The sequence below is a fragment of the Microbacterium sp. S308A+ genome (genome assembly GCF_049800815.1).
Taxonomy (GTDB): domain Bacteria; phylum Actinomycetota; class Actinomycetes; order Actinomycetales; family Microbacteriaceae; genus Microbacterium.
Map to the genome: position 1 here is coordinate 25,548 of NZ_JBNAFT010000005.1, position 20,645 is coordinate 46,192.

Here is a 20,645-nt window from a genome sequence, read left to right on the forward strand (position 1 = left end):
TTCCTGAGGGATCGTCCCCTCGGAAAGGCCTCCATGGATCTCTGCGCTCTTCCCGCCCTGGCCGGCGCCGACGACCGCGTACGGCGGAGATCGCCCGGTCTCGGAGCGTCGTCGATCAGGCGAGGGCTCTGACATGCGGACGATGATCGCGCCCGGCGGCGAGCCGGTTCATCGCCAGGACGTCGCGCTGCGTCCTGCGGCGATCGCGATGGTGTGGACCGGCGTCGGCCAGCGGCATCAGGAGATGGCTGTCCCGGGGGTCGCGCTCGCACCGGACGACCTGCTCGTCGCCGTCGAGCTCACCACGATCTGCGGAGACGACGTCCGCGTCGTGCAAGGGCACCGGTCCGCTCCCGCCCCGCTCGTGCTCGGGCACGAGAGCGTGGGGCGCGTGATCGCGGTCGGCGAGGCCGGGGTCCCCGCCATCGACGGGAGCGCGTTGCAGGTGGGCGATCGGATCGTGTGGGCTGCCGCGGTCCCGTGCGGCGCGTGCGACCGATGCGCATCGGGCCGGGCGCAGACCTGCCGACGGCCGGCGGGGTACGGCCGCGCCAGGGTCGAGCCGCGCTGGGAGCTGACCGGGGGCTTCGCCGGGCACGTGCACCTGCGCGGACGGACCGCAGTCGTCCGCGTCCCCGAGGCGATGGCGGCGGCCGTGCTCGCCCCTGTGCCCTGCGCGACGGCCATGGCGTGGGCGGCCGTCGCCCGTGGCGCGCGAGAGCACGCGCTCGGCGGCGCGCGGGTGGTCGTGTTCGGCGCGGGCCTCGTCGGCCTCACGGCGGCGGTCATCGCGGCGGAGGACGGCGCGACCGTGCTCATGGTCGAGTCGGACCCCGCTCGCCGCACGACCGCGGCCCGGTTCGGGCTGACCACGGCGCCGCCCGACGCGGTCGCGGACGGTGCGGCCGACGTGGTGATCGCGTCGTCGGGACGCGCCGTCGCGGCCGCACTCGACGCCGCCGACGTCGGCGCGGCCGTGGTGCTGGTGGGGGACGTCGTCGCCGACGGCGCCGCCCTCCTGGACGCCGAGCGCGTCGTCAGCCGGTTTCTCACGGTGACCGGCGTGCAGGGTTACACCGAGGAGGAGCTGGCCGCGGCCGTGGCGTTCATGGCCGGCCGCGGGCGTGCCTATCCGTTCGCCGATCTCGTCGGCGCGATCCGTCCCCTGGCCGCCGTCGACGAGGCGCTGGCCGAGGCCGCCGGGCCTGACGCTCCGCTTCGCATCGGGGTGGCGCCGCGCTGACCGGGCGCGGCGCCGAGCGCGGTCGACCAGGGGTGTCAGCCGTCGAGCACCACCGCCCAGGAAGGGGAGGCAGGCTTCTGGGCGGCGAGGGCGTCGGCCAGCGCCTCGCGAAACGCGCGCACCGCGGGATGCGCGGCCCGTCCGGCGCGGACTGCGGTGTAGAGCATGCGGTGCGGGTCGCCGGGGAGACTCACCAGACGCGTCCCCGCGAGGTGCTCGGCCGCGAGCAGAGCGGGGACGACCGCCGCGGCGAGCCCCGAGCGCGCGAGATGCGCGTGCAGCAGCGGATCGGGGCTGTCGAACTGCACCCTGGGCTCGAACCCGGCCCGCCGGCAGATCGTGCGCGCCCACTGGCCGGTCGGGGTGTCGGCGGGGTCGAGGGCCCAGGGTGTGTCGGCGAGGTCGGCGAGACGGTGGGGGCGGGTCGCATACGGTCCGGTGGCCGGAAGGACGAGGCAGAGGGGGTCGGCCAGCAGGTCGGCGCGGTCCACCCCGTCGGGCGCCTTCCCGACGAGCCCAGGGTACTCCTCGCCGAGGATCAGATCGAAGTCGTAGGAGAGGAGCCCCTCGTAGGCGGGGACGACCTCACGCTGTGTGATGTCCACGCGGAGCTGCGGATGCCGTTCCCCGAGCAGGCGCAGCGCCGCGGGAGCGAGCGCGAGCACGACGCTCTGGAAAGACGCCACCCGCAGGGTGCCCCGCAGCTCGGGCTGTGCCGTGGCGAGGTCGGCCTCGGCCTGTTCCAGGCGGGCGAACACGGCGTCGGCATGGGCGACGAGGGTCACCGCGTCCGGTGTCAGCCTGACCCCGCGTCCGACGCGTTCGAGCAGGGGCACGCTCGTCTCCCGCTCCAGCTGGGCGAGCTGCTGCGAGACGGCGGACGGCGTGTAGGCGAGCGCCTTCGCCGTCGCGGCGATCGTGCCCCGGCGGTGCAGCTCGCTGAGCAGACGAAGCCGGGGCAGACTAAGCATCAGCTTTCCTTATGCTTTCGGGTAAGAAAGAGTCGCTGGACTGAATCTTAGCAAGGGCCCAGGATGGAACGGTGAACCCCGCCCCCGTTTCTTCCCGGCCCGCTACGGGCATCGCGCTGGTGATCGGATCGTGCCTGTCGCTGCCGTTCGGCGCCGCGGTCGCCGCGCAGCTGTTCCCCGCGCTCGGGCCTTGGGGAGTGACGGCGCTGCGCGTCACGATCGCCGCGGTCGTCGTGATGCTCGCGGTGCGGCCTGCGATGCATCGGTGGGACCGACGGCAATGGGGCGCCGCGGTGCTGTTCGGGATCTCCCTCGCGTGCATGAACGGCTTCTTCTACGCGGCCATCGACCGCATCCCGCTGGGGTCGGCGGTGGCGATCGAGTTCCTCGGTCCGCTTGTGCTCGCTGCGGTGCTCACCCGCCGGGCCGTCGATGCGATCTGGGTCGGGGTCGCGGTGGTCGGGATGGCCCTGCTCGGCATCGACGGGATCGTCGGAGCCGAGCCGCTGGATCCGCTCGGCGTCGCGCTCGTGCTGGTCGCGGCGGTCTTCTGGGCGCTGTACATCCGGATGAGCGCCAGGGTCGGCGCGGTCATCCCGGGCAACGGCGGGCTCGCGATGGCGCTCGTCGTGGCCTCGGTCCTTCTGCTGCCGTTCGGGGTGCCAGCAGCGATCACCGTCGCCGGAGATCCCTCGCTGCTCCTGTTCGCCGCGCTGACTGCGCTCCTGTCCTCGGTCATCCCGTACACGTTCGAGCTGGCGGCGCTGAGGAGGATCCCGCAGCGGGTCTTCGGGATCCTCCTCAGCCTCGAGCCGGCCTTCGCGACCCTCGCCGGCTTCCTGCTGCTGGGGCAGCAGGTGACGCCGCTGCGGGTCGTGGCCGTGGTGCTGGTCGTCGCCGCGAGCGTCGGGACCACCCTGGCGATCCGAGGGCGGAGGAAGGCGGACGAGCGCCCGGCCGAGACCGGCGTCGGTGCGAGGAGAGGGACGGAGAACGGGGCGGAGGTGCCGCCGCTCACGGGGTCGCTCCCGGTCGTGCCGAACTGAGACGACCGCGGAGCCGAGGGCGACGATCGCGCGTAGCCTCGAGGACATGAGCGCGTTCACGGATCTGCTCGGCATCGACGTCCCCCTCGTCCTCGGCCCCTTCGGCGGGCTCTCCTCCGTCGCGCTGACCGCGGCGGTCAGCGAGGCGGGCGGCCTGGGCTCCTTCGGCCTCTACGGCTATGACGGCGAGCGGATCAGCCGTGTCGGCGAGGAGCTGCATTCGGCCACCGACCGGCCGTTCGGGCTGAACATCTGGCTGCCGACGGGGGACGAGGTCGAGCCAGGTCCGGAGCACGACCGCCACGCCCAGGCCCTCGCGCCGCTGTTCGCCGAGGTCGGCGTGGGCGCTCCGTCGCGGCCGGAGCGCTACGTCCCGCCGCTGGCGGAGCAGCTGGACGCGGTGTGGGACGTCGCTCCCGCCGTCCTCAGCACCGTCTTCGGGGTGCCGTCGGCGGCTCTCGTGGCCGAGGCCCATCGTCGTGGTGTCCGGATCGTGGGGACGGCGACGACCGTGGCCGAGGCCTCCGCCCTGGATGCGGCCGGCGTCGACGCGATCGTCGCGACCGGCGCCGAGGCGGCCGGGCATCGGGTCTCCTTCCTGAAGCCGGCGGAGGAGTCGCTCGTGGGGACCTTCGCCCTCGTTCCCCAGGTCGTGGACGCCGTGTCGGTCCCCGTGATCGCGGCCGGCGGGATCGCGGACCGCCGCGGGGTGGCCGCCGCCTTCGCGCTCGGCGCCTCGGCGGTGCAGGTCGGGACGGCGTTCCTCGCGACGCGGGAATCGGCCGCGACCGCCGCGCATCGCGCTGCGATCCGCTCCGCCGCAGCCGAGGACAGCGTGCTCACACGGGCGATGAGCGGCCGCCTCGCCCGTGGCCTCCGCAACCGCGCGGTCGCCGAGATCGAGGCCGCGGGGGCCATCGCCCCGTTCCCCGCGCAGAACTGGCTCACCGGGCGCTTCCGCACGCCGGCGGGAGCCCAGGGCCGGGGCGATCTGCAGTCGCTCTGGCTCGGCCAGGCGGCGGCGCTGGGGCGGGGAGACACCGCGGCGGAGGTGTTCGCGGAGCTCTCCGCCGGCCTGCCCTGAGCTTCCCGGGCAGGACGTCTGCGAGGCAGGGACGGCGGGATCCGGGGCTCAGCCGCGCACATGGTCGGGGCCGCGCAGCCACTCATCGAACGTGATCGCCCCCTGGACGGCCTCCGGGCCTCCCCGCAGCGCTCCGGACGCGAGGCCTTTGCCGTACGCGCCGGGAAGGCGCAGGCCGAGGACCCGGCGACGGACCCCGTCGAAGGCGAGCTGGCGACGGGCGAGGTCGATGAGCGCCTCGTCGCGAGGACCGACGAGGTCGGGTGCGCGGCGCACCGGCCCGCCCTCGGCGACGGACACCAGGTGCGCACCCACCTCCCGCGCGGCGACCGGGCGCATGAGGGTGCGGGGAAGGACGGCGACCGGCCCCGCCATCGCGGCGAGCAGCTGCCCGGCGAACTCGTGGAACTGCGTGGCTCGCGCGATCGTGAACGGGACGCTCCCGGCGGCGACCGCCCGCTCCTGAGCGAGCTTGCCCGCGTAGTACAGGGCGTCGATGCCGTCGATGCCCACGATCGACAGCGCGACGTGATGGCCGACGCCGGCCGCGGCCTCGGCAGCCAGCAGGTTCGCGGTCGCGGTCGTGAAGAACGCGGTGCTCTTCTTCGCGGACAGCGTGGTGATGTTCGTGACGTCGATCACGGCGTCCGCGCCGGCCAGTGCGGCGTCCAGGCCGGCGCCTGTGAGCACGTCGGCGCCGCTGCGCCGGGAGAGGGGGACGACGTCGTGGCCGCGCTCGGCGGCGGCCGAGACGACATGGCGTCCGACGAGGCCTGTTCCTCCGGGGACGATGATCCTCATGCGTTCTTCCCTTCCCCGGCGAGACGGTCTGCGATCTGCAGCGGGTCCGACGATACCGAGTGCCCCGGCGCGGGCGGAGGAGGGCTGACCGGAAAGATCAGAGGATGACCGTCGAACGGCCGTGCACGATCACCCGGTCCTCCGCGTGCCATTGCACGGCCCTGGCCAGGACCAGGCGTTCCACGTCGGCGCCGCGCCGCTGCAGCTCGGCCGCGGACTCGGCATGGGTCACGCGGGTGACGTCCTGCTCGATGATCGGCCCCTCGTCGAGGTCGGCGGTGGCGTAGTGCGCGGTGGCGCCGATGAGCTTGACCCCGCGTTCCTTGGCGCGGGCGTACGGGTTGGCGCCGATGAAGGCAGGGAGGAACGAGTGGTGGATGTTGATCACCGGCGCTCCCAGCCGCTCGATGAAGTCGTCGGTGAGGATCTGCATGTACCGGGCGAGCACGACGAGGTCGACGTTGCCCTGCAGCAGCTCCAGCTGCCGGCGCTCCATCTCGGCCTTCGCCTCGGGGCCGGAGCCGGAGGGGATGTGCACGAACGGGACGCCGAAGGTGCGCACGGCCTCGGCGAGGTCGGGGTGGTTGGAGACGACCATCGACACGTCCACGTCCAGCTGCCCGCGCTGCGTGCGCCAGAGCAGCTCCATGAGGCAGTGGTCGTACTTCGAGACGAAGATCGCCACGCGCTTGCGGCGTGCGGCGTCGTGCAGCGACCACTCCATGCCGAAACGCTCGGCGACCAGCGCGAGCGACGCCTCCAGCGCGGGCCGTGCGGCGGCGAGGCCGTCGAGGTGGATCACCGTCCGCTGGAAGAAGCGTCCGCCGGCCGCGTCGGTCGAGTGCTGGTCGAGCGAGATGATGTTCGCGCCGTGCTCGGCGAGCACGCCGGCGACGGCGGCGACGATGCCGGGCTGATCGTCGCAGGCGATCAGCAGACGTGCGGTATCGGGCTGGGCCATGGTGCTCCTCGACGGGCTCGCGCAGGGGGTGTCCGTCGATTCTGCCGCGGCGACCGCTCCGAGGCGAATCCACGGGGCGGGATCGACTCGTTAGCCTGGGACCGTGACCACCAGCGATCCCGGATCGGGGACCGAGCCCGTCTCGGCGGCCTGGCTCCTCGACGAGGCGCGGCGGAGGCTCGCGGACGTCCCCCGGGACGGGCTCGGCCGGGAGAGGACCTCGCGCTGGCGTGCACCGCGGATCGTGCGGGCGGGATCGGCCTGGCACGTCGGCGTCCTCCTCCTCGCCGACGACGCGACGTACGCGACGGCGGAGGTGCTGTGCGCGGCCGATCCCGGCCGCCGTGGATACACGGCGGCGTCGGCGCGAGCGAGGGCGGAGAGACGGGAGGAAGCCCTGCGCGGCGGCTTCGCCCCCGGAGACGTCGTTCATGTCGGCTGGACCGCGATCGACGTCACGGCCGTCGATCGCGGTGGATCATCCGGCCCGCTCGCCCTTCGCGAGGGTGTTCCCTGCGTGCGCTGGTCGGCCGCGGGCGGCTACATGCCGCTTGAGGCATACCTCCGGGAGCGGCTCGCCCTGCTGCGTGGGGAGGAGTGAGCCGGATCCCGGATCTCGCGCGAGGCGGGCCACGGTCGCGAGGCGAAGCGCACCGGGCTCAGCGGCGAAGGACGCCGACGGCTCCGGCCGTGCCCACGAGGTCGGCGAATCGGCCGAGGATCCGGGCGGGCTCGACGACGGTCGCGCTCAGCACCGCCTCCTGCACGCTGATGAAGGCGCGGGGATCGAAGTAGCCGGTCGTGCGGTAGAACGTCATCCGGTCGGCGAAGTCTCGCGGCGACGGCTCGGGATGGAACTGCGTCGCGTACAGCCGGTCGCCGACGCGATACGCCTGCACGGGACAGGCGTCGTTCCCCGCGAGCCGCACGGCGTCAGCGGGGACGTGCGCCGACCCCTCCTTGTGTGCCGTGAACGCCGTGAACGCAGGACCGGCGGGGGAGAAGAGCGGATCCTGCGCCGCCTCGGGAGTGGTGCGTACTTCCGCCGCGCTGGTCTGCTCGGGATGGCTCGTCGTCACCACGCCGCCGAGCAGTCGGGTCACGACGCCGATCCCGAAGCAGGTGAAGAACGCGGGACGACCGCCCTGCAGCGCGTTCTCGGCGATCCGTTCGAGGTCGCGCTCGACCCGCCGCTGCGTCTCGGACTTCGCGGCATCGGTGACGTTGAAGGGCGATCCGCCGACCACGAACCCGTCGTACCGGTCGAAGACGTCGTCCGGCAGCGCGCCGGTCACGAGGTCCAGGCGGTCGAGCCGGGCGGCCGGAACGCCGAGGGCGGTCCGGAAAGAGGCGTGCTCCGCCGTGGCCGCATCGCGCTCGGGGCGCACGCTGAGATAGAGAAGCGAGGCCATCCCGCGATTCTAGGCGAGGGGGACCCGTGAGCTCTCCGCCTTCGTCATCCGACCCGTCGTCATCGGGAGGAGTTCTCGGTGCGGCCGCGGACGATGCCGATGAACGCCTCGACATCCGGCGTCGTGCGGTCTGAGGGCCAGGCGAGCAGCACCGCCGAGGCAGGGCCGCTGCGAAGAGGGCGGTGGCCGACGTCCTTGCGGTGGTGCAGGCGGGCGAGGGACATCGGGGCGACCAGGATCCCCACGCCCGCGGCGACCGTCTCCACGGCGTCGGCGACCGTCGCCAGAGCCGGGATCGATGCGGGCGTGGCCGGCAGCTCCAGCGGGCCGAGGACGTCCTCGCGCGTGCGGAGCAGGACCTCTCCGGCGAGATCGCCGGGCTCGAGCTCGTCGGCGGCGAGGAGATGCGAGTCGATCGGGGCGATCACCACCGGGACCTCCTCATACAGCGGGATCGCGTGCATGCCGTCACGGGGAAAGGGATCGCGCACGAGGGCGAGGTCGACCGTGCCCTCCGCGAGCGGCGCGTGCTGGGCGGCGAAGGGGAGCGGGACGAGCTCGAGGTCGACATGCGGCATCCGCCGCTTCCAGATGTCGATCCATCGTCCCGGCGTCGTGCCGGGCACCGCGCCCAGCCGGAGGACGCGCGCCTCCTCCGGTGTCACCGGTGGGCCGTCCGCCCCCGATGCGCCGGAGCCGCCGCCTGCGGACGCGCGCCGCGGTGCCGAGCCGTTCCGCGCTGCGGTGCTTCCTGCCCCTTTGGCCCCGTTCGCCCCTGCCCCTCTCGGCGCAGATCCCTTGCGGGGGGCGTTCCCCTGCGCGGAGGGCCTGCGTCGCGCGCCGCGGGCCGCGGGGCGTCGTCCGCTCCTGGCCATGTGTCTCACGCTCCCGGATCGTCGGGCGGACAGCGGGTCAGACCGTGCCGTAGAGGCGGTCGCCCGCGTCGCCCAGCCCCGGCACGATGTAGCCCTTCTCGTCGAGGCGCTCGTCGAGCGCGCCCAGGACGAGGGTCACGTTGCGGTCGCCGACGAGCTTCTCGATGGTCTCGACGCCTTCGGGCGTGCCCAGGAGGCAGATCGCGGTCACGTCGTCGGCGCCGCGGTCGAAGAGGAACTGGATGGCCGCGCCGAGGGATCCGCCGGTCGCGAGCATCGGGTCGATCGCGAAGCACTGGCGCCCCGCGAGATCGGTGGGCAGGCGCTCGGCGTAGGTGGTCGGCTCGAAGGTCTCCTCGTCGCGCACCATGCCGAGGAAGCCGACCTCCGCGGTGGGGAGGAGCTTCACCAGGCCCTCCAGCATGCCGAGCCCGGCGCGGAGGATCGGGACGACGATGGGCCGCGGCTCCGAGATCTTCACGCCCGTCGTGGTCGTCACCGGCGTCGTGATCTCGATCGGCGACACCCGCACGTTCCGGGTGGCCTCGTAGGCGAGCAGCGTCACGAGCTCCTCGGTGAGCTGACGGAACACCGGCGACGGGGTGCGCGCGTCGCGCAGCACCGTCAGCTTGTGGGTGACGAGAGGATGGTCGGCGACGTGCACACGCATGGTTACAGGGTAGTCGGCGCGGCCTCGTGCCGCTGGCGCGCCGCGGCTCCGACGGCGGGAGCATAGGCTCCTGGAGAGGAGGAGCCATGTCCGAGGAACCCGATCCCGTCCGCCGCATGCACGACGCGGCGATGGCGAGGGCGCTCGTCCTCGCCGCAGATGCCGCTGAGGCGCAGGAGATCCCGGTCGGCGCAGTGGTCCTCGACACCGAGGGAGGCGTGCTCGGCGAGGGACGCAACGACCGCGAGGCGACGGCGGACCCGACCGGGCACGCCGAGGTGGTCGCGCTGCGCGCGGCCGCGGCGGCGCGCGGGTCGTGGAACCTCGAGGGCTGCACTCTCGTCGTCACGCTCGAGCCGTGCCTCATGTGCGCGGGCGCGGCGCTGCAGGCCCGGATCGGTCGTGTGATCTTCGGTGCCTGGGATGACAAGGCCGGTGCGGCGGGATCCGCCTACGACGTGCTGCGCGACCGCCGGCTCCCGTATCGCGCCGAGGTCGTGGGCGGGGTCCGCGAGGCCGAGTCGGTCGCGCTGCTCCAGGCGTTCTTCGCCGCCCGTCGCTGATCCTTCCCGGTCGGCTCTGTCGCTGGACACCGGGCGGTTGCAGGACACGAACGACTGAGTCTTCTCCGGCCGGCTGACGGCCCCGTGCGGGATCGTCCGTCAGCCGGAGAACCGTCAGCCACCCGGACGGCGGAGCGCCGGGCAGCCAGGACGCGAACGGACAGGACCTCGCCGGGTCCGTCAGGCCGTGGTCAGACGGGAGAGCGCGGCGACGAACGCGTCGACGTCGGCCTCGGTCGTGTCGAAGCTGCACATCCAGCGAACCTCTCGTGCCGCCTCGTCCCAGTCGTAGAAGCGGAACGTCTCGCGCAGGCGGTCGGCGACGCCCTCGGGGAGGGTTGCGAAGACGCCGTTGGACTGCGTCGGCTGCGTGAAGGCCACGCCACGGATCGAGCCATCGGCGAGGCCCGCCTCGACGGAGGCACGCAGGCGCTTCGCCATCGCGTTCGCGTGGCGGGCGTTGCGCAGCCACAGGTCTCCCTCGAGGAGCGCGACCAGCTGAGCCGAGACGAAGCGCATCTTCGAGGCGAGCTGCATGTTGAACTTCCGCCCGTAGACGAGGCCGGAGGACGCCTCGGGGTCGAGGACCACGACGGCCTCGCCCAGCATCGCGCCGTTCTTGGTGCCGCCGAAGCTCATCACGTCGACGCCGGCGTCGCGGGTGAAGGCGCGCAAGGGGAGGTCGAGGGCGGCGGCGGCGTTCGAGACCCTGGCGCCGTCCATGTGCAGGCGCATGCCGCGCTCATGCGCGTGGTCGGCGAGCGCGCGGATCTCCTCGACCGAGTAGAGCGTGCCGAGCTCGGTCGACTGTGTGATCGAGACCACGAGCGGCTGTGCGCGGTGCTCGTCGCCCCAGCCCCAGGCCTCGCGGTCCACGAGCTCGGGAGTGAGCTTGCCGTCGGGGGTCGGGACGGTCAGCAGCTTCAGGCCGCCCACGCGCTCGGGCGCTCCGCCCTCGTCCACGTTGATGTGCGCGGTGGAGGCGGCGATCACGGCGCCCCAACGGGGGAGCATCGACTGCAGTCCCACGACGTTCGCTCCGGTGCCGTTGAAGACCGGGAACGCGGTGACATCGTCTCCGAGACGGGCGCGGAAGACCTCCTGCAGCCGGGTCGTGTACACGTCCTCGCCATAGGCGATCTGGTGCCCGTCGTTGGCTTCCGCGATGGCCGCGAGGACCTCGGGGTGGATGCCGGAGTAGTTGTCGGAGGCGAAGCCGCGCAGGGCGGTGTCGTGCAGAGCGGTCACCCTCCCAGCCTACGCGGCGGCGCTGATAGATCTTGCCGCGCGAGCACCCGGGACCTGGTGCGATGTCGGTGCCCGTGCGTACCCTCGACGCATGGCCGAGACACCGACCGACACCGCCGCCGCGCCATCCGGCGATGCGCCATCCGCCCGCCCGCCGCTCACCGCCGAGCAGCGGCACGGGATGCGCAGCTTCGCGCAGGTCCTCGTGAACACCATGGTGGCCAACGTCACCACCAGCTTCCTCTGGTTCGCCCTCACCTTCTGGGTCTACCTCGAGACGCGCAACGTCATGGCCACCGGAATCGTCGGCGGCGCGTACATGCTGCTCGTCGCGGTGTTCGCCATGGTCTTCGGCACGATCGTCGACCGGCACCGCAAGCGCAGCGTCTTCATCTTCTCCAGCGTCGCGACCACGATCGCGTTCGTGATCTCAGGGGTCATCTTCCTCATGCAGCCGGAGTCCGCGCTGCTCGACTTCGGCGGACCGTGGTTCTGGCTCTTCTCCGGCATCATCCTGGCCGGCGCGGTGGTTGAGCAGATGCGCAACATCGCGTTGTCCACCACCGTCACCCTGCTCGTCCCCGTCGACCGGAGGGCGAACGCGAACGGCCTCGTCGGGACGGTCCAGGGCATGGCCTTCATCGTCACGAGCGTGTTCAGCGGCCTGGCGGTGGGGTTCCTGGGCATGGGCGGCACCCTGGTGATCGCGATCGTGCTCACCGCGGTCTCGCTCGCGCACATCCTCTTCGTGCGCATTCCCGAGGAGCGGCCGGCGCGCGACGACGCAGCCTCGAGCCTGCTCGACGTGCGGGGCAGCGTCGCGGCGATCCGCGCGGTGCCAGGGCTCTTCGTCCTGCTCTTCTTCGCCATGTTCAACAACCTCATCGGCGGGGTCTACATGGCCTTGATGGATCCCTACGGGCTCGAGCTCATGCCGGTGCAGTGGTGGGGCATCGTGTTCGGCGTCGCCTCGACCGGCTTCGTCGTCGGCGGGCTCGTCGTGGCCGCGCGCGGCCTCGGCCCCAATCCGATCCGGACGATGCTGCTGCTCGTCATCCTCATGGGAGTGCTCGGCGCCGCGTTCACGATCCGAGACTGGTGGCCGTTGTACGCCGTGGGGATCTGGCTCTACATGGCCCTCGTCCCCGCGGTGGAGGCGGCGGAGCAGACCGTGATCCAGACCGTCGTGCCGTTCGAGAGGCAGGGGAGGGTCTTCGGGCTCGCCTCGGCGATGGAGGCTTCCGCGGCGCCGATCACGGCCTTCCTCATCGCGCCGCTGGCGCAGTACGCGATCATCCCCGCCGTCGAGTCCGCGCAGGGGGCGGATCTCTGGGGCTGGCTGGTCGGCGACGGCATCGCGCGAGGGATCGCCGTGATCTTCTTCTTCGCGGGCCTGGCGACCGTGGCGCTCGGCCTCGTCGCGTTCACCACCAAGGCCTACCGCACGGTCAGCGCAGGGTACGCCGAGAGGTCCGCGGCGGCGGAGGCGTCCGAGGCAGCTGAGGCGTCCGCCACGGCTGAGACCTCCGTGGCGGACGAGAGGCCGGCGGCGGTCGAGAGGCCGGCGGCGGTCGAGAGGCCGGCGACAGTCGAGGTGTCCGCCGAGGGCGAGGGGGCTGCGGGAGCCGAGCCGACGGTGTCCCGAGAGTCCTGAGCGCCGTGAGGGGGCGTCAGCCGACGTCGACCACGGCGTCGTTGAGCGCGTCCGCCTCGGCGTCCCACAGACCGGCGATCCGCTGCGCGAGCTCGTCGACGACCACGTCGAGGCTGCGTACACGGAACACGATCGCGGCGGCGCGCAGCGGCTCGCCCGTGTCTCGCGCCGCCTTCGCGAAGCCCTGTGCGATCGCACGGGTCCAGGCCTCGCTCGCGGCCTTGACCGCGGCGTAGTTGGCACCGCCCGCGAGCGGACGAGCGACCGCGGACGAGGACACGATCGCGAACCGGCCGGCCGAGGAGGCGCGCAGGTCGGTGTCGAAGGCGCGGCTGACGATCCGGACCGCGGTGAAGGACTCCTCCAGCGCCCGGTAGTCTCCCTCGGTCTGCCCGGCGAGGCCACCACCGCCACGCCAGCCGCCGACGAGCGGGATCACGCCGTCGACGCGCTCGCCGTCGGCGGCGAGCCGCGTGGCGAGCGCGGCGACCTCTGTCTCGTTCGTGAGGGAGCAGGTCTCGGTGCGCAGCGTTCCCGGCGCATCTTTCCGCCCCGGCCCGGCAGAGGCTCCCGATGCCGCGGGCATGGCGCCGAGCGCGGCGGTCAGGGCGGCGAGCTTCTGCGGATCGCGACCCACACCGATGACACGGGCTCGGCGGGACAGCAGCGCACGGGCGATCGCGAGCCCCGACGGACTCGTCGCCCCGGCGAGCAGGACGGTCCGCCCCGCGGCGCCGCCCGGCGCGTTCCCGATCTCACTCGGCATGTCCGACATGACTGGCTCCTCTCGTCGTGCCCGCTCGGTCGCGACGTCGATCGATCAAGGATGTCGGACCGAAGGAAGAACGTCGGCTCGATCCGTGGATCCTGGCCGACATTCTCACCCGCCTCCGACGTTTTGCTCTCCGGCCAGGCCGGTGCCGTGGATCGGCGGGCGCGGCGCCTCCCGTGCCTTGGCCGGAGGCGCCGCGCCCGGCTTCAGTCGTCGGTGCCGCGGATGCCGACCGTCGACTCGATGACCGGCTTCATCTTCTTGTCCAGCGCCTCGAAGAACATCGAGAGCGGGAACTCGTCGGGAAGAACCGCGTCGGTGTACCCCTTCGGCGGTCCGGCGAGGATATCGTCCGACAGCCCGCGCGCCCAGTGCGACGCGGGGTGCGGCTCGACGGTGCCCCGGACCAGCTCGTACGCGGCGAGCCAGTGTGCGACCTTCGGCCGGTCGATCGAGCGCCAGTACAGCTCGTCGATCGCGTCGCCGAGAGCGACCACGGCGTCCGGCACACGCTCCCAGTCGAAGGCGAGGGCCGTGTCGGTCCAGTGCAGCACGCCCCGCTGGTGCAGCCAGGCGAACAGCAGCTGGCCGCCGAGGCCGTCGTAGTTGCGCACCCTGGACCCGGTGATCGCGAACCGGAAGATCCGGTCGAAGATCACCGCGTACTGCACGAGGCCGGCGTAGTCGTGCATCTCCTGCTCGCTCGCGGTCAGCCTCTCGCCGGACGCGATGCGGGCGCCGAGCGTGCGCTCGATCCTCACCGACTCGCGGAAGGCGGTGAGGTCGCAGCGCAGCTCCTCCAGCGAGTAGAGGAAGTACGGCATGCGCTGCTTGATCATGAACGGATCGAACGGCAGGTCGCCGCGCATGTGGGTGCGGTCGTGGATGAGGTCCCACATCACGAACGTCTTCTCGGCGAGCTCCTGGTCGTCGAGCATCGCCGCTGCCCGTTCCGGCAGGTCGAGCTTGGTGATCTCGCTCGCGGCGCGGACCACCCTGCGGTAGCGGGCGGCCTCGCGGTCCTGGAAGATGGCGCCCCAGGTGAACGCCGGGATCTCGCGCATCGCGACGGTCTCGGGGAAGAGCACGGCGGAGTTCGTGTCGTAGCCCGGTGTGAAGTCCACGAGCCGGAGCGAGACGAACAGCTTGTTGCCGTAGTCGCCCGCCTCCAGCTCTGCGATGAACTCCGGCCAGATCGCCTGGACGATCAGCGCCTCGACGAGACGGTCGCTGGATCCGTTCTGGGTGTACATCGGGAACACGACGAGGTGACGGATGCCGTCCGTCCGGTGCTGCTGCGGCTGGAACGCTACGAGCGAGTCGTGGAAGTCGGGCACGCCGAAGCCTTCGTCGGCCCAGCGCTCGAAGTCGCGCACCGCGGCGGCGAGATAGTCGGCGTCGTGCGGGAAGGCCGGAGCGAGCGCCCGGATGCCCGCCACGATCGCCGCGACATGACCGCGTGCGGCGTCGTGGTCGGTCGCCTCGGGGATAGAACCGTCCTTGACCTGCAGCGGGCGGATCGCGATCGCAGCGTCCTTGAGCAGGCGCCACGCGTCGCTCTTCTCGGCGACGGCGGCGTCCTCCACGACCTCGGGTTCGCCGATGATGGCCTGGACGGTGGTCGCCTTGGGAGAGATGGTGGACATCGGTGCCTCCGATCATGAGGTAGGGCGGAAATTTTCCGACGATTTGCGATCAGCAGCGATATTCTTCCACGTATGGACCATGCTGTCGATCGCGCGATCCTCGCCGAGATGTCCCGCGACGCCCGGACGACCCTCGCGCAGCTCTCACAGGCCGTGGGCCTGTCGGTCTCGGCCGTCCAGTCCCGGCTCCGGCGGCTGGAGTCGCGGGGCGTCATCAGCGGCTACCGGACGCTCCTGGACCCCGAGGCCGTCGGACGTCCGCTCTCTGCCTTCATCGAGATCACGCCGCTGGATCCGGCTCAGCCCGACAACGCCCCGGAGCTGTTGGAGCATCTGGACGCGATCGAGGCCTGCCATTCGATCGCCGGCGACGCGAGCTACATGCTGTTCGTCCGTGTGGCCACGCCGCGCGATCTGGAGCAGCTCGTGCGGGACATCCGTCTCGCCGCCTCGGTCAGCACCCGCACGACCGTGGTCCTGCAGACCTTTTACGAGGGGCGTCCGATCGTCCCCGTCGCACCCTGAGCGGGACCGTCGCTCCTGCTCGCCGTGGCTTCGCGGGCGCGCGCCGATCGCGCCGGACGACCCGGCGGCCGCCATGCTGCTCGCCGCTGCCTCGCGGGCGCGCCCCTAGGCTGGGACCGTGAGCGAGGTGAGGATCCAGGGCGGCACCGCGGGCGAGATCGCCGACAGCATCCGCGCCCTGATCGACACCGGCGTGCTCGCGGCGGCGGACCCGCTGCCGACCGTCCGAGCGCTCGCCGAGGAGCTGGGAGTGAACCGCAACACGGTCTCCTCCGCCTACCGCTCCCTCGCGCGCGCCGGAGCGGTCCTCAGCCGCGGGCGATCGGGCACGGTGGTGGCCGGTCCCGTCCGCACGGAGGAGGAGGGTTTCGCCCGCGAGACCGTGCTGCGCGACATCGGCAGCGGCAACCCCGATCCCGACCTCCTCCCGCTCCCCGTGCTCTCCGAGCTCGACCTGCGCACTCCCGCGCTGTACGGCGACGCCCTCATCGACGCCGATCTGCGCGCCTGGGCGACCGACTGGCTGAGCCGCGCGCAGCCGCGCCCCTTCGAGCTCAGCGTGACCTCGGGCGCGGTGGATGCCCTGGAGCGCCTGCTCGCCGCGTCCCTGGCGCACGGCGACGTCGTGGGGATGGAGGATCCCTGCTTCCTCTCCAGCATCACGGTCGTCACCCTCGGCGGCTACCGCCCCGTGGGCATCCCCCTCGACGATGAGGGCATGACGGTGGACGGCCTGCGTGCCGCGATCGACGCCGGGGCGCGGGCGATCGTCTGCACGCCCCGCGCGCACAACCCCACCGGCGTCAGTCTCAGCGAGCGCCGTGCCGCCGCCCTGCGCGAAGTCCTCGCCGAGGTGCCGCATGTGCTGGTGATCGAGGACGACCATTACTCGCTGCTCTCCCGGCGTCCGTACCACTCGGTCATCCCCGGGCGACACGGACGGTGGGCGCTGGTCCGGTCGATGTCGAAGTTCCTCGGCCCTGACCTGCGCCTGGCGCTCCTGGCCACCGATCCGGACACCGCCGTGCAGCTGCGCGCCCGCCTCTCGCCGGGGACGACCTGGGTGAGCCGGATCCTGCAGCGCGTCGCGGTGGGGATGCTCGACCACCCCGACACCCCGGGAGCGCTCGAACGGGCGGCGGCGCACTACGCTGAGCGCAACGACATGCTGCGCGGTCTGCTGCGCGAACGCGAGATCACGGCGCGCGGCGACGACGGCCTCAACGTCTGGGTGGAGTGCCGGGCGGACGCGCGCGCGGTCTCGGCGGCGATGATGCGCCGTGGCTGGCTGGTGCGCACCGGCGGCGTCTTCCACCTCCATCCGGACGAGGCGGCGCCGGAGCTCCGTCTCACCGCGCACACGCTCGACGACGCCGGGCTCCGCGGACTCGCCGACGACCTCCGCGCGGCGATCGACGAAGCCGGAGACCGCCGGCCGGTCAGAGGGCGCTGAGCCCGGCGGCGCTGCGCCCTGGCGCGATGTCAGGGCGGCGGGACAGCGTCCGTGACTAGGATTTCGGCGTGGCATCCTCCCCGCGTTCCCGCCGTCCGGCCTCCCGTCCCGCGAACCGTTCCCGTTCGGGGAACCCGGCGCATCGCTCCGGCAATCCCGCCCGACGACCTGTCGCGGCCCCGCGGCCGGTGACAGCGGGCGACTGGATCGGCGCGGCGCGGCCCCGCACCCTGCCGCTCGCGATCGCCCCGGTGCTCATCGGCACGGGCGCCGCGCGGCTCTCCGAGCCGCAGTTCCACTGGGTCCTGGCCCTCGCCTGCCTGGCGATCGCGATCTTCCTGCAGATCGGCGTGAACTTCACCAACGACTACAGCGACGGCGTACGCGGGACCGATGCGCACCGGGTGGGGCCGGCCCGGTTGACGGCGTCGGGGCGCGTGCCGGCACGCGTGGTCCTCCTCGTCGGGCTCGCCTTCTTCGCGCTCGCCGCGGTCGTGGGCCTCGCGGTCGTCGTCCGCGCTCAGCAGTGGTGGATGATCGCGGTCGGCGCCGTGTGCATCGTGGCGGCCTGGTTCTACACCGGAGGGAAGCGTCCCTACGGATACGCCGGACTCGGCGAGGTCTTCGTCTTCGTCTTCTTCGGGCTCGTCGCCACGCTCGGCACGACCTGGGTGCAGGTCCTCGACCTGCCGCAGGAGGCGTGGTTCGGCGCCGTCGCAGCGGGGCTCTTCGCGTGCGCGGTGCTGCTGGCGAACAACCTCCGCGACATCGATCAGGACCGCGTCTCCGGCAAGCGCACGCTCACGGTCCGCGTCGGCAAGCGCGCGACGCAGGTCCTATACACCCTCTGCGCCGTGGTCCCGTTCGGGATCGCAGTCTTCCTCGCGGTGTTCTACCCGATCGCCTGGCTCTCGTTGCTCGCCCTGCTCGCGGCCCTCCCGGCGATCACGATCGTCTGGATGTACCGGGAGGCGAAGGAGCTGGTGATCGCGCTCGCGCTGACCTCGCTCACATCGCTCCTCTTCGCCGGCGCCCTGTTCTGGGCCTTCACCGGCTGAAGACGGTCCTGTCCCGGCCCGCCCTCGCGCCGGAGCCGGACTTTTGCCAGAGTGGGCTAGCGGGCCGGATCGTCGAGGACCGCGCACGACCGAACGGAGCATCGATGTCCTTCCAGTCCTATCTCGACAACATCGAGGAGAAGACGGGTCTCACCCCGCGCCAGTTCATCGACCTCGCCGCCGAGCGCGGGTTCGGCCCCGGGACCAAGGCCACCCCGATCCTCGAATGGCTCAAGGAGGAGCACGGGCTCGCGCGCGGCCACGGCATGGCGCTCGTGCACGTCATCACGAAGGGCGCCAAGATCGGCGACAAGCACGTCGGGCGCAGCGGGCCGCACGGCGACGCCTCGGACACCCTCTGGCTGGAGGGCCGCTCGAGCAACCCGGCGAACGCCTGACCCGAAGCCGGAAGAAGGGAAGAGCCCGCATGGTGGTCCGCGCCGATCTCAACATCTCGCTCGACGGCTACGCCTCGACGGCCGACCAGACGCCCGAGAACCCGATGGGCGAGGACTGGTCCCGCCTCGTCGCCGCCTACACCGCCACCCGCACGTTCCGTGCCCGGGTGCTGGGCGATGCCTCCGGCGAGGGGACGACGGGTGTCGATGACGCCTATGCCCAGCGATACTTCGAGGGGATCGGGGCCGAGATCATGGGGGCGGGGATGTTCGGCCTGCACTCCTTCCCCGACGACCCCGACTGGAGGGGATGGTGGGGAGAAGAGCCGCCCTTCCACGTGCCGGTCTTCGTCCTCACCCATACGCCGCGTCCGTCCATCGAGATGGCCGGCGGCACCACCTTCCACTTCCTGGAGGCCTCGCCGAAGGACGCCCTCGACAGGGCCACCGAGGCGGCCGGGGGCGCCGACGTGCGCATCGGCGGTGGCGTGAGCGTCGTGCAGGAGTACCTTGCCGCAGGGCTCGTCGACCGGCTGCACGTCGCGATCGCGCCGATCGTGCTCGGTCGCGGGCAACGGCTGTGGGAGGACCTCCGCGGCCTGGAGTCCGGCTACGCCGTGACGGCGGAGACCGCGCCGGGCGGCATCGTGCACGTCACGTTCGACCGCCGCTGAGGGGCCGCCGCCGCGAGGCGGATCAGCGGCGCGTGGTCCCGTCCTCGACGTCCTCGTCGCGGACCTGCGCCACGCCGCTCTCGCGTCGCTCGTAGATCGTGCGCGACGCGTCCGAGAGCGGACGGCGCAGGAACAGCATCGAGATGCTGATGCCGATGAGCGCGGCGAAGAGCGCCGCCAGCCACCAGAACTCCCGGAAGATCGGGAAGAAGTACCAGAGGATGCCGAGAGGCACGAGGAAGGCGAGCAGCCGCAGGACGGAGTAGACGAGCAGGGGCGGAAGCTTCACCCGGACAGTCTAGGCTCGCCGCCCGAGGGGTCCGCTGTGAGGCGGCGATGCGTGGGGTGAGAGCGACTCCGCTCGCCCCACGCACCGCCGGGGCGTCCCTGACGTCAGGTCCAGGAGATGGTGATCATGCCGTCGCCGCCCGGCTGCCCTTGGGCCGTGGATCCGTTTCCGGCGCTGCCCATCGTCTGCACCGTGACCTTGGGGTCGGTGGTGTAGGAGCCGCCGCCTCCGCCGGCCCCGCCCACGCCCATCACGATCGACTGGCCGTTGACGATGCCCTCGTAGGTGCCGAGGCCGCCGGCGCCGCCGCCGCCCCAACCGCCGCCGCCGCCCGAGCCGGCCGCGATCGCGGTGTTGGTGCCGGCGCCGTTCGCGCCGTTCCCGCCGCTGACCCCGCCGCTGCCGATGCCGCCGCCCGAGGCCCCTGCGCTGCCGCCGGTGGCTCCGGCGCCCTGCCCACCGCCTGCGCCTCCGTTGCCGCCCGAGCCAGGCTGCCCGCCGGTCGCGGAGAAGGCCTGCCCGTCCGGGTGGGTGGACGTGGAGGACCCGCCTGCCGCACCGGCGTCGCCGCCCGGCTGCGCGACCGGCGGATTGGTGAGGGGTGATATCGCACTGCCGGCGCCGCCGCCGCCACCGGCGACGACGAGCGGGAGGCTGCCGAGGAGGATGGCGCTGCCGGCGCCGCCGCCACCGCCGCTGACGTCGGGGTCACCGGCTCCCGCGGTGCCGCCGGAGCCGCCGTTGCCGTAGCCCGGCTGACCGCCTGCGCCACCACTGCTGCCGTTGCCGGGGGTCGCGCTGCCGCCGCCGGTCCCGACGACGCAGACGAGCACCTGCCCGGCGACCCCGGTGAGGGTGCCGGAGATCAGCGCGCCGCTGCCGCCGTTGGAGCCGGTGAGCGCGGTTCCGAAGGGGCCGGAGCCACCCGCCCCGGCGATCTCGAAATGCACGACCGAGGCGCAGGGCGGGATCGCCACGGTGTCGTTCGGTCCCCATTGGGTGAAGGTCTGCCTCCCAGGCGTGCATCCGGCGGACGCGGACGCGGCGGGGACGGCGACGGCGGTCGCGATCGCCGGTACGGTCCACGCGGCGCCCTTGACGATCGTGCGCCGACGAAGGAGGCGAGAGGCGTCGTGCTGGGGGCTGGTTCCTCTGGGCTCTTCCACGCTGTTCCTTCCGTATGGCATATAGATGTATGTCTGGACTGCTCGTCCCATTGCACCCGGCCCTCCGCGCACGGCGGGATGCCGGTGGAGGATCGGTGAGGTATCGGCCCCCGGCGAGTGAGGAATCCGATCCGGA

Annotated in this window: 22 protein-coding genes; 11 read left to right on the plus strand and 11 right to left on the minus strand. The window is 72.5% G+C overall.

Annotation, left to right across the window (positions count from 1 at the left end):
* The first annotated feature begins 133 nt into the window (after positions 1-133).
* Positions 134-1,243, plus strand: coding sequence for an alcohol dehydrogenase catalytic domain-containing protein (locus ACP15J_RS12555; RefSeq protein ID WP_424937668.1), 1,110 nt, complete (start codon positions 134-136; stop codon positions 1,241-1,243).
* 35 nt (positions 1,244-1,278) lie between these two features.
* Here ACP15J_RS12555 and ACP15J_RS12560 read toward each other — a convergent pair whose 3' ends face one another.
* Positions 1,279-2,214 (minus strand): LysR family transcriptional regulator, encoded by a 936-nt coding sequence (locus ACP15J_RS12560; protein WP_424937667.1) that lies wholly within the window; start codon positions 2,212-2,214, stop codon positions 1,279-1,281.
* 71 nt (positions 2,215-2,285) lie between these two features.
* Between ACP15J_RS12560 and ACP15J_RS12565 the strand changes: the two genes are divergently transcribed.
* Both ACP15J_RS12565 and ACP15J_RS12570 read left to right on the plus strand, forming a co-directional pair.
* A complete protein-coding gene (locus ACP15J_RS12565; RefSeq protein ID WP_424937666.1) occupies positions 2,286-3,260 on the plus strand; it encodes an EamA family transporter in 975 nt (324 codons plus the stop codon).
* A gap of 46 nt (positions 3,261-3,306) precedes the next feature.
* Positions 3,307-4,344 (plus strand): NAD(P)H-dependent flavin oxidoreductase, encoded by a 1,038-nt coding sequence (locus tag ACP15J_RS12570; RefSeq protein WP_424937665.1) that lies wholly within the window; start codon positions 3,307-3,309, stop codon positions 4,342-4,344.
* Between the two features lie 48 nt (positions 4,345-4,392).
* Here the strand turns inward: ACP15J_RS12570 and ACP15J_RS12575 are convergent, their stop codons facing one another.
* Positions 4,393-5,145, minus strand: a complete 753-nt coding sequence (locus ACP15J_RS12575; RefSeq protein WP_424937664.1) for an SDR family oxidoreductase — start codon at positions 5,143-5,145, stop codon at positions 4,393-4,395.
* A 97-nt stretch (positions 5,146-5,242) separates the two neighbouring features.
* Positions 5,243-6,106 (minus strand): formyltetrahydrofolate deformylase, encoded by an 864-nt coding sequence (gene purU / locus ACP15J_RS12580; RefSeq protein WP_424937663.1) that lies wholly within the window; start codon positions 6,104-6,106, stop codon positions 5,243-5,245.
* A 103-nt stretch (positions 6,107-6,209) separates the two neighbouring features.
* Here purU and ACP15J_RS12585 point away from each other — a divergent pair, with 103 nt between their 5' ends.
* Positions 6,210-6,707 (plus strand): hypothetical protein, encoded by a 498-nt coding sequence (locus ACP15J_RS12585; protein ID WP_424937662.1) that lies wholly within the window; start codon positions 6,210-6,212, stop codon positions 6,705-6,707.
* A gap of 58 nt (positions 6,708-6,765) precedes the next feature.
* On the opposite strand, the gene ACP15J_RS12590 is transcribed toward ACP15J_RS12585, so the two are convergent.
* The 3 genes from ACP15J_RS12590 to upp all read right to left on the minus strand — a co-directional run bounded on the left by ACP15J_RS12590 (position 6,766) and on the right by upp (position 9,063).
* Positions 6,766-7,518, minus strand: coding sequence for a glutamine amidotransferase-related protein (locus ACP15J_RS12590; RefSeq protein WP_424937661.1), 753 nt, complete (start codon positions 7,516-7,518; stop codon positions 6,766-6,768).
* A 59-nt stretch (positions 7,519-7,577) separates the two neighbouring features.
* Positions 7,578-8,183: a LysR substrate-binding domain-containing protein gene (locus ACP15J_RS12595; RefSeq protein ID WP_424937660.1), complete on the minus strand. Its 606-nt coding sequence runs from the start codon at positions 8,181-8,183 to the stop codon at positions 7,578-7,580.
* 247 nt (positions 8,184-8,430) lie between these two features.
* A complete protein-coding gene (upp, locus tag ACP15J_RS12600) occupies positions 8,431-9,063 on the minus strand; it encodes a uracil phosphoribosyltransferase (RefSeq protein ID WP_424937659.1) in 633 nt (210 codons plus the stop codon).
* A gap of 86 nt (positions 9,064-9,149) precedes the next feature.
* On the opposite strand from upp, the gene ACP15J_RS12605 reads away from it, so the two are divergent.
* On the plus strand, positions 9,150-9,626 hold the full coding sequence (locus ACP15J_RS12605) for a nucleoside deaminase (protein WP_424937658.1): 477 nt from the start codon (positions 9,150-9,152) through the stop codon (positions 9,624-9,626).
* 180 nt (positions 9,627-9,806) lie between these two features.
* Here ACP15J_RS12605 and ACP15J_RS12610 read toward each other — a convergent pair whose 3' ends face one another.
* A complete protein-coding gene (locus tag ACP15J_RS12610; protein ID WP_424937657.1) occupies positions 9,807-10,874 on the minus strand; it encodes a threonine aldolase family protein in 1,068 nt (355 codons plus the stop codon).
* 181 nt (positions 10,875-11,055) lie between these two features.
* Here ACP15J_RS12610 and ACP15J_RS12615 point away from each other — a divergent pair, with 181 nt between their 5' ends.
* Positions 11,056-12,528 carry an MFS transporter gene (locus ACP15J_RS12615; protein WP_424980960.1) on the plus strand — a complete coding sequence of 491 codons (1,473 nt, stop codon included), beginning with the start codon at positions 11,056-11,058 and terminating at the stop codon, positions 12,526-12,528.
* Positions 12,529-12,544: 16 nt separating this feature from the next.
* On the opposite strand, the gene ACP15J_RS12620 is transcribed toward ACP15J_RS12615, so the two are convergent.
* Positions 12,545-13,303 (minus strand): SDR family NAD(P)-dependent oxidoreductase, encoded by a 759-nt coding sequence (locus tag ACP15J_RS12620; RefSeq protein ID WP_424937655.1) that lies wholly within the window; start codon positions 13,301-13,303, stop codon positions 12,545-12,547.
* A gap of 203 nt (positions 13,304-13,506) precedes the next feature.
* Positions 13,507-14,946, minus strand: coding sequence for a DUF6421 family protein (locus ACP15J_RS12625; protein ID WP_424937654.1), 1,440 nt, complete (start codon positions 14,944-14,946; stop codon positions 13,507-13,509).
* Between the two features lie 72 nt (positions 14,947-15,018).
* Between ACP15J_RS12625 and ACP15J_RS12630 the strand changes: the two genes are divergently transcribed.
* The 5 genes from ACP15J_RS12630 to ACP15J_RS12650 all read left to right on the plus strand — a co-directional run bounded on the left by ACP15J_RS12630 (position 15,019) and on the right by ACP15J_RS12650 (position 19,054).
* Positions 15,019-15,471: an Lrp/AsnC family transcriptional regulator gene (locus tag ACP15J_RS12630; RefSeq protein WP_424937653.1), complete on the plus strand. Its 453-nt coding sequence runs from the start codon at positions 15,019-15,021 to the stop codon at positions 15,469-15,471.
* 118 nt (positions 15,472-15,589) lie between these two features.
* Positions 15,590-16,924, plus strand: coding sequence for an aminotransferase class I/II-fold pyridoxal phosphate-dependent enzyme (locus tag ACP15J_RS12635; RefSeq protein WP_424937652.1), 1,335 nt, complete (start codon positions 15,590-15,592; stop codon positions 16,922-16,924).
* A 68-nt stretch (positions 16,925-16,992) separates the two neighbouring features.
* Positions 16,993-17,982, plus strand: a complete 990-nt coding sequence (locus ACP15J_RS12640) for a 1,4-dihydroxy-2-naphthoate polyprenyltransferase (protein ID WP_424937651.1) — start codon at positions 16,993-16,995, stop codon at positions 17,980-17,982.
* 104 nt (positions 17,983-18,086) lie between these two features.
* Positions 18,087-18,380 (plus strand): DUF4287 domain-containing protein, encoded by a 294-nt coding sequence (locus tag ACP15J_RS12645; RefSeq protein ID WP_424937650.1) that lies wholly within the window; start codon positions 18,087-18,089, stop codon positions 18,378-18,380.
* Positions 18,381-18,409: 29 nt separating this feature from the next.
* Positions 18,410-19,054, plus strand: coding sequence for a dihydrofolate reductase family protein (locus ACP15J_RS12650; protein WP_424937649.1), 645 nt, complete (start codon positions 18,410-18,412; stop codon positions 19,052-19,054).
* A 22-nt stretch (positions 19,055-19,076) separates the two neighbouring features.
* Here ACP15J_RS12650 and ACP15J_RS12655 read toward each other — a convergent pair whose 3' ends face one another.
* Positions 19,077-19,343, minus strand: coding sequence for a hypothetical protein (locus tag ACP15J_RS12655; protein ID WP_424937648.1), 267 nt, complete (start codon positions 19,341-19,343; stop codon positions 19,077-19,079).
* Positions 19,344-19,447: 104 nt separating this feature from the next.
* Entirely contained in the window at positions 19,448-20,509 is a 1,062-nt protein-coding gene (locus ACP15J_RS12660) for a hypothetical protein (protein ID WP_424937647.1), read from the minus strand.
* Between the last annotated feature and the right edge of the window lie 136 nt (positions 20,510-20,645).

What these genes read in the sequence shown, in the direction of transcription:
- ACP15J_RS12620 (WP_424937655.1), bottom strand. Translation starts at nt 13,303, where the DNA reads ATGTCGGACATGCCGAGTGAGATCGGGAACGCGCCGGGCGGCGCCGCG.
- purU (WP_424937663.1), bottom strand. Translation starts at nt 6,106, where the DNA reads ATGGCCCAGCCCGATACCGCACGTCTGCTGATCGCCTGCGACGATCAG.
- ACP15J_RS12625 (WP_424937654.1), bottom strand. Translation starts at nt 14,946, where the DNA reads ATGTCCACCATCTCTCCCAAGGCGACCACCGTCCAGGCCATCATCGGC.
- ACP15J_RS12570 (WP_424937665.1), top strand. Translation starts at nt 3,307, where the DNA reads ATGAGCGCGTTCACGGATCTGCTCGGCATCGACGTCCCCCTCGTCCTC.
- ACP15J_RS12590 (WP_424937661.1), bottom strand. Translation starts at nt 7,518, where the DNA reads ATGGCCTCGCTTCTCTATCTCAGCGTGCGCCCCGAGCGCGATGCGGCC.
- ACP15J_RS12630 (WP_424937653.1), top strand. Translation starts at nt 15,019, where the DNA reads ATGGACCATGCTGTCGATCGCGCGATCCTCGCCGAGATGTCCCGCGAC.
- ACP15J_RS12560 (WP_424937667.1), bottom strand. Translation starts at nt 2,214, where the DNA reads ATGCTTAGTCTGCCCCGGCTTCGTCTGCTCAGCGAGCTGCACCGCCGG.
- upp (WP_424937659.1), bottom strand. Translation starts at nt 9,063, where the DNA reads ATGCGTGTGCACGTCGCCGACCATCCTCTCGTCACCCACAAGCTGACG.
- ACP15J_RS12645 (WP_424937650.1), top strand. Translation starts at nt 18,087, where the DNA reads ATGTCCTTCCAGTCCTATCTCGACAACATCGAGGAGAAGACGGGTCTC.
- ACP15J_RS12605 (WP_424937658.1), top strand. Translation starts at nt 9,150, where the DNA reads ATGTCCGAGGAACCCGATCCCGTCCGCCGCATGCACGACGCGGCGATG.
- ACP15J_RS12650 (WP_424937649.1), top strand. Translation starts at nt 18,410, where the DNA reads ATGGTGGTCCGCGCCGATCTCAACATCTCGCTCGACGGCTACGCCTCG.
- ACP15J_RS12615 (WP_424980960.1), top strand. Translation starts at nt 11,056, where the DNA reads ATGCGCAGCTTCGCGCAGGTCCTCGTGAACACCATGGTGGCCAACGTC.
- ACP15J_RS12555 (WP_424937668.1), top strand. Translation starts at nt 134, where the DNA reads ATGCGGACGATGATCGCGCCCGGCGGCGAGCCGGTTCATCGCCAGGAC.
- ACP15J_RS12575 (WP_424937664.1), bottom strand. Translation starts at nt 5,145, where the DNA reads ATGAGGATCATCGTCCCCGGAGGAACAGGCCTCGTCGGACGCCATGTC.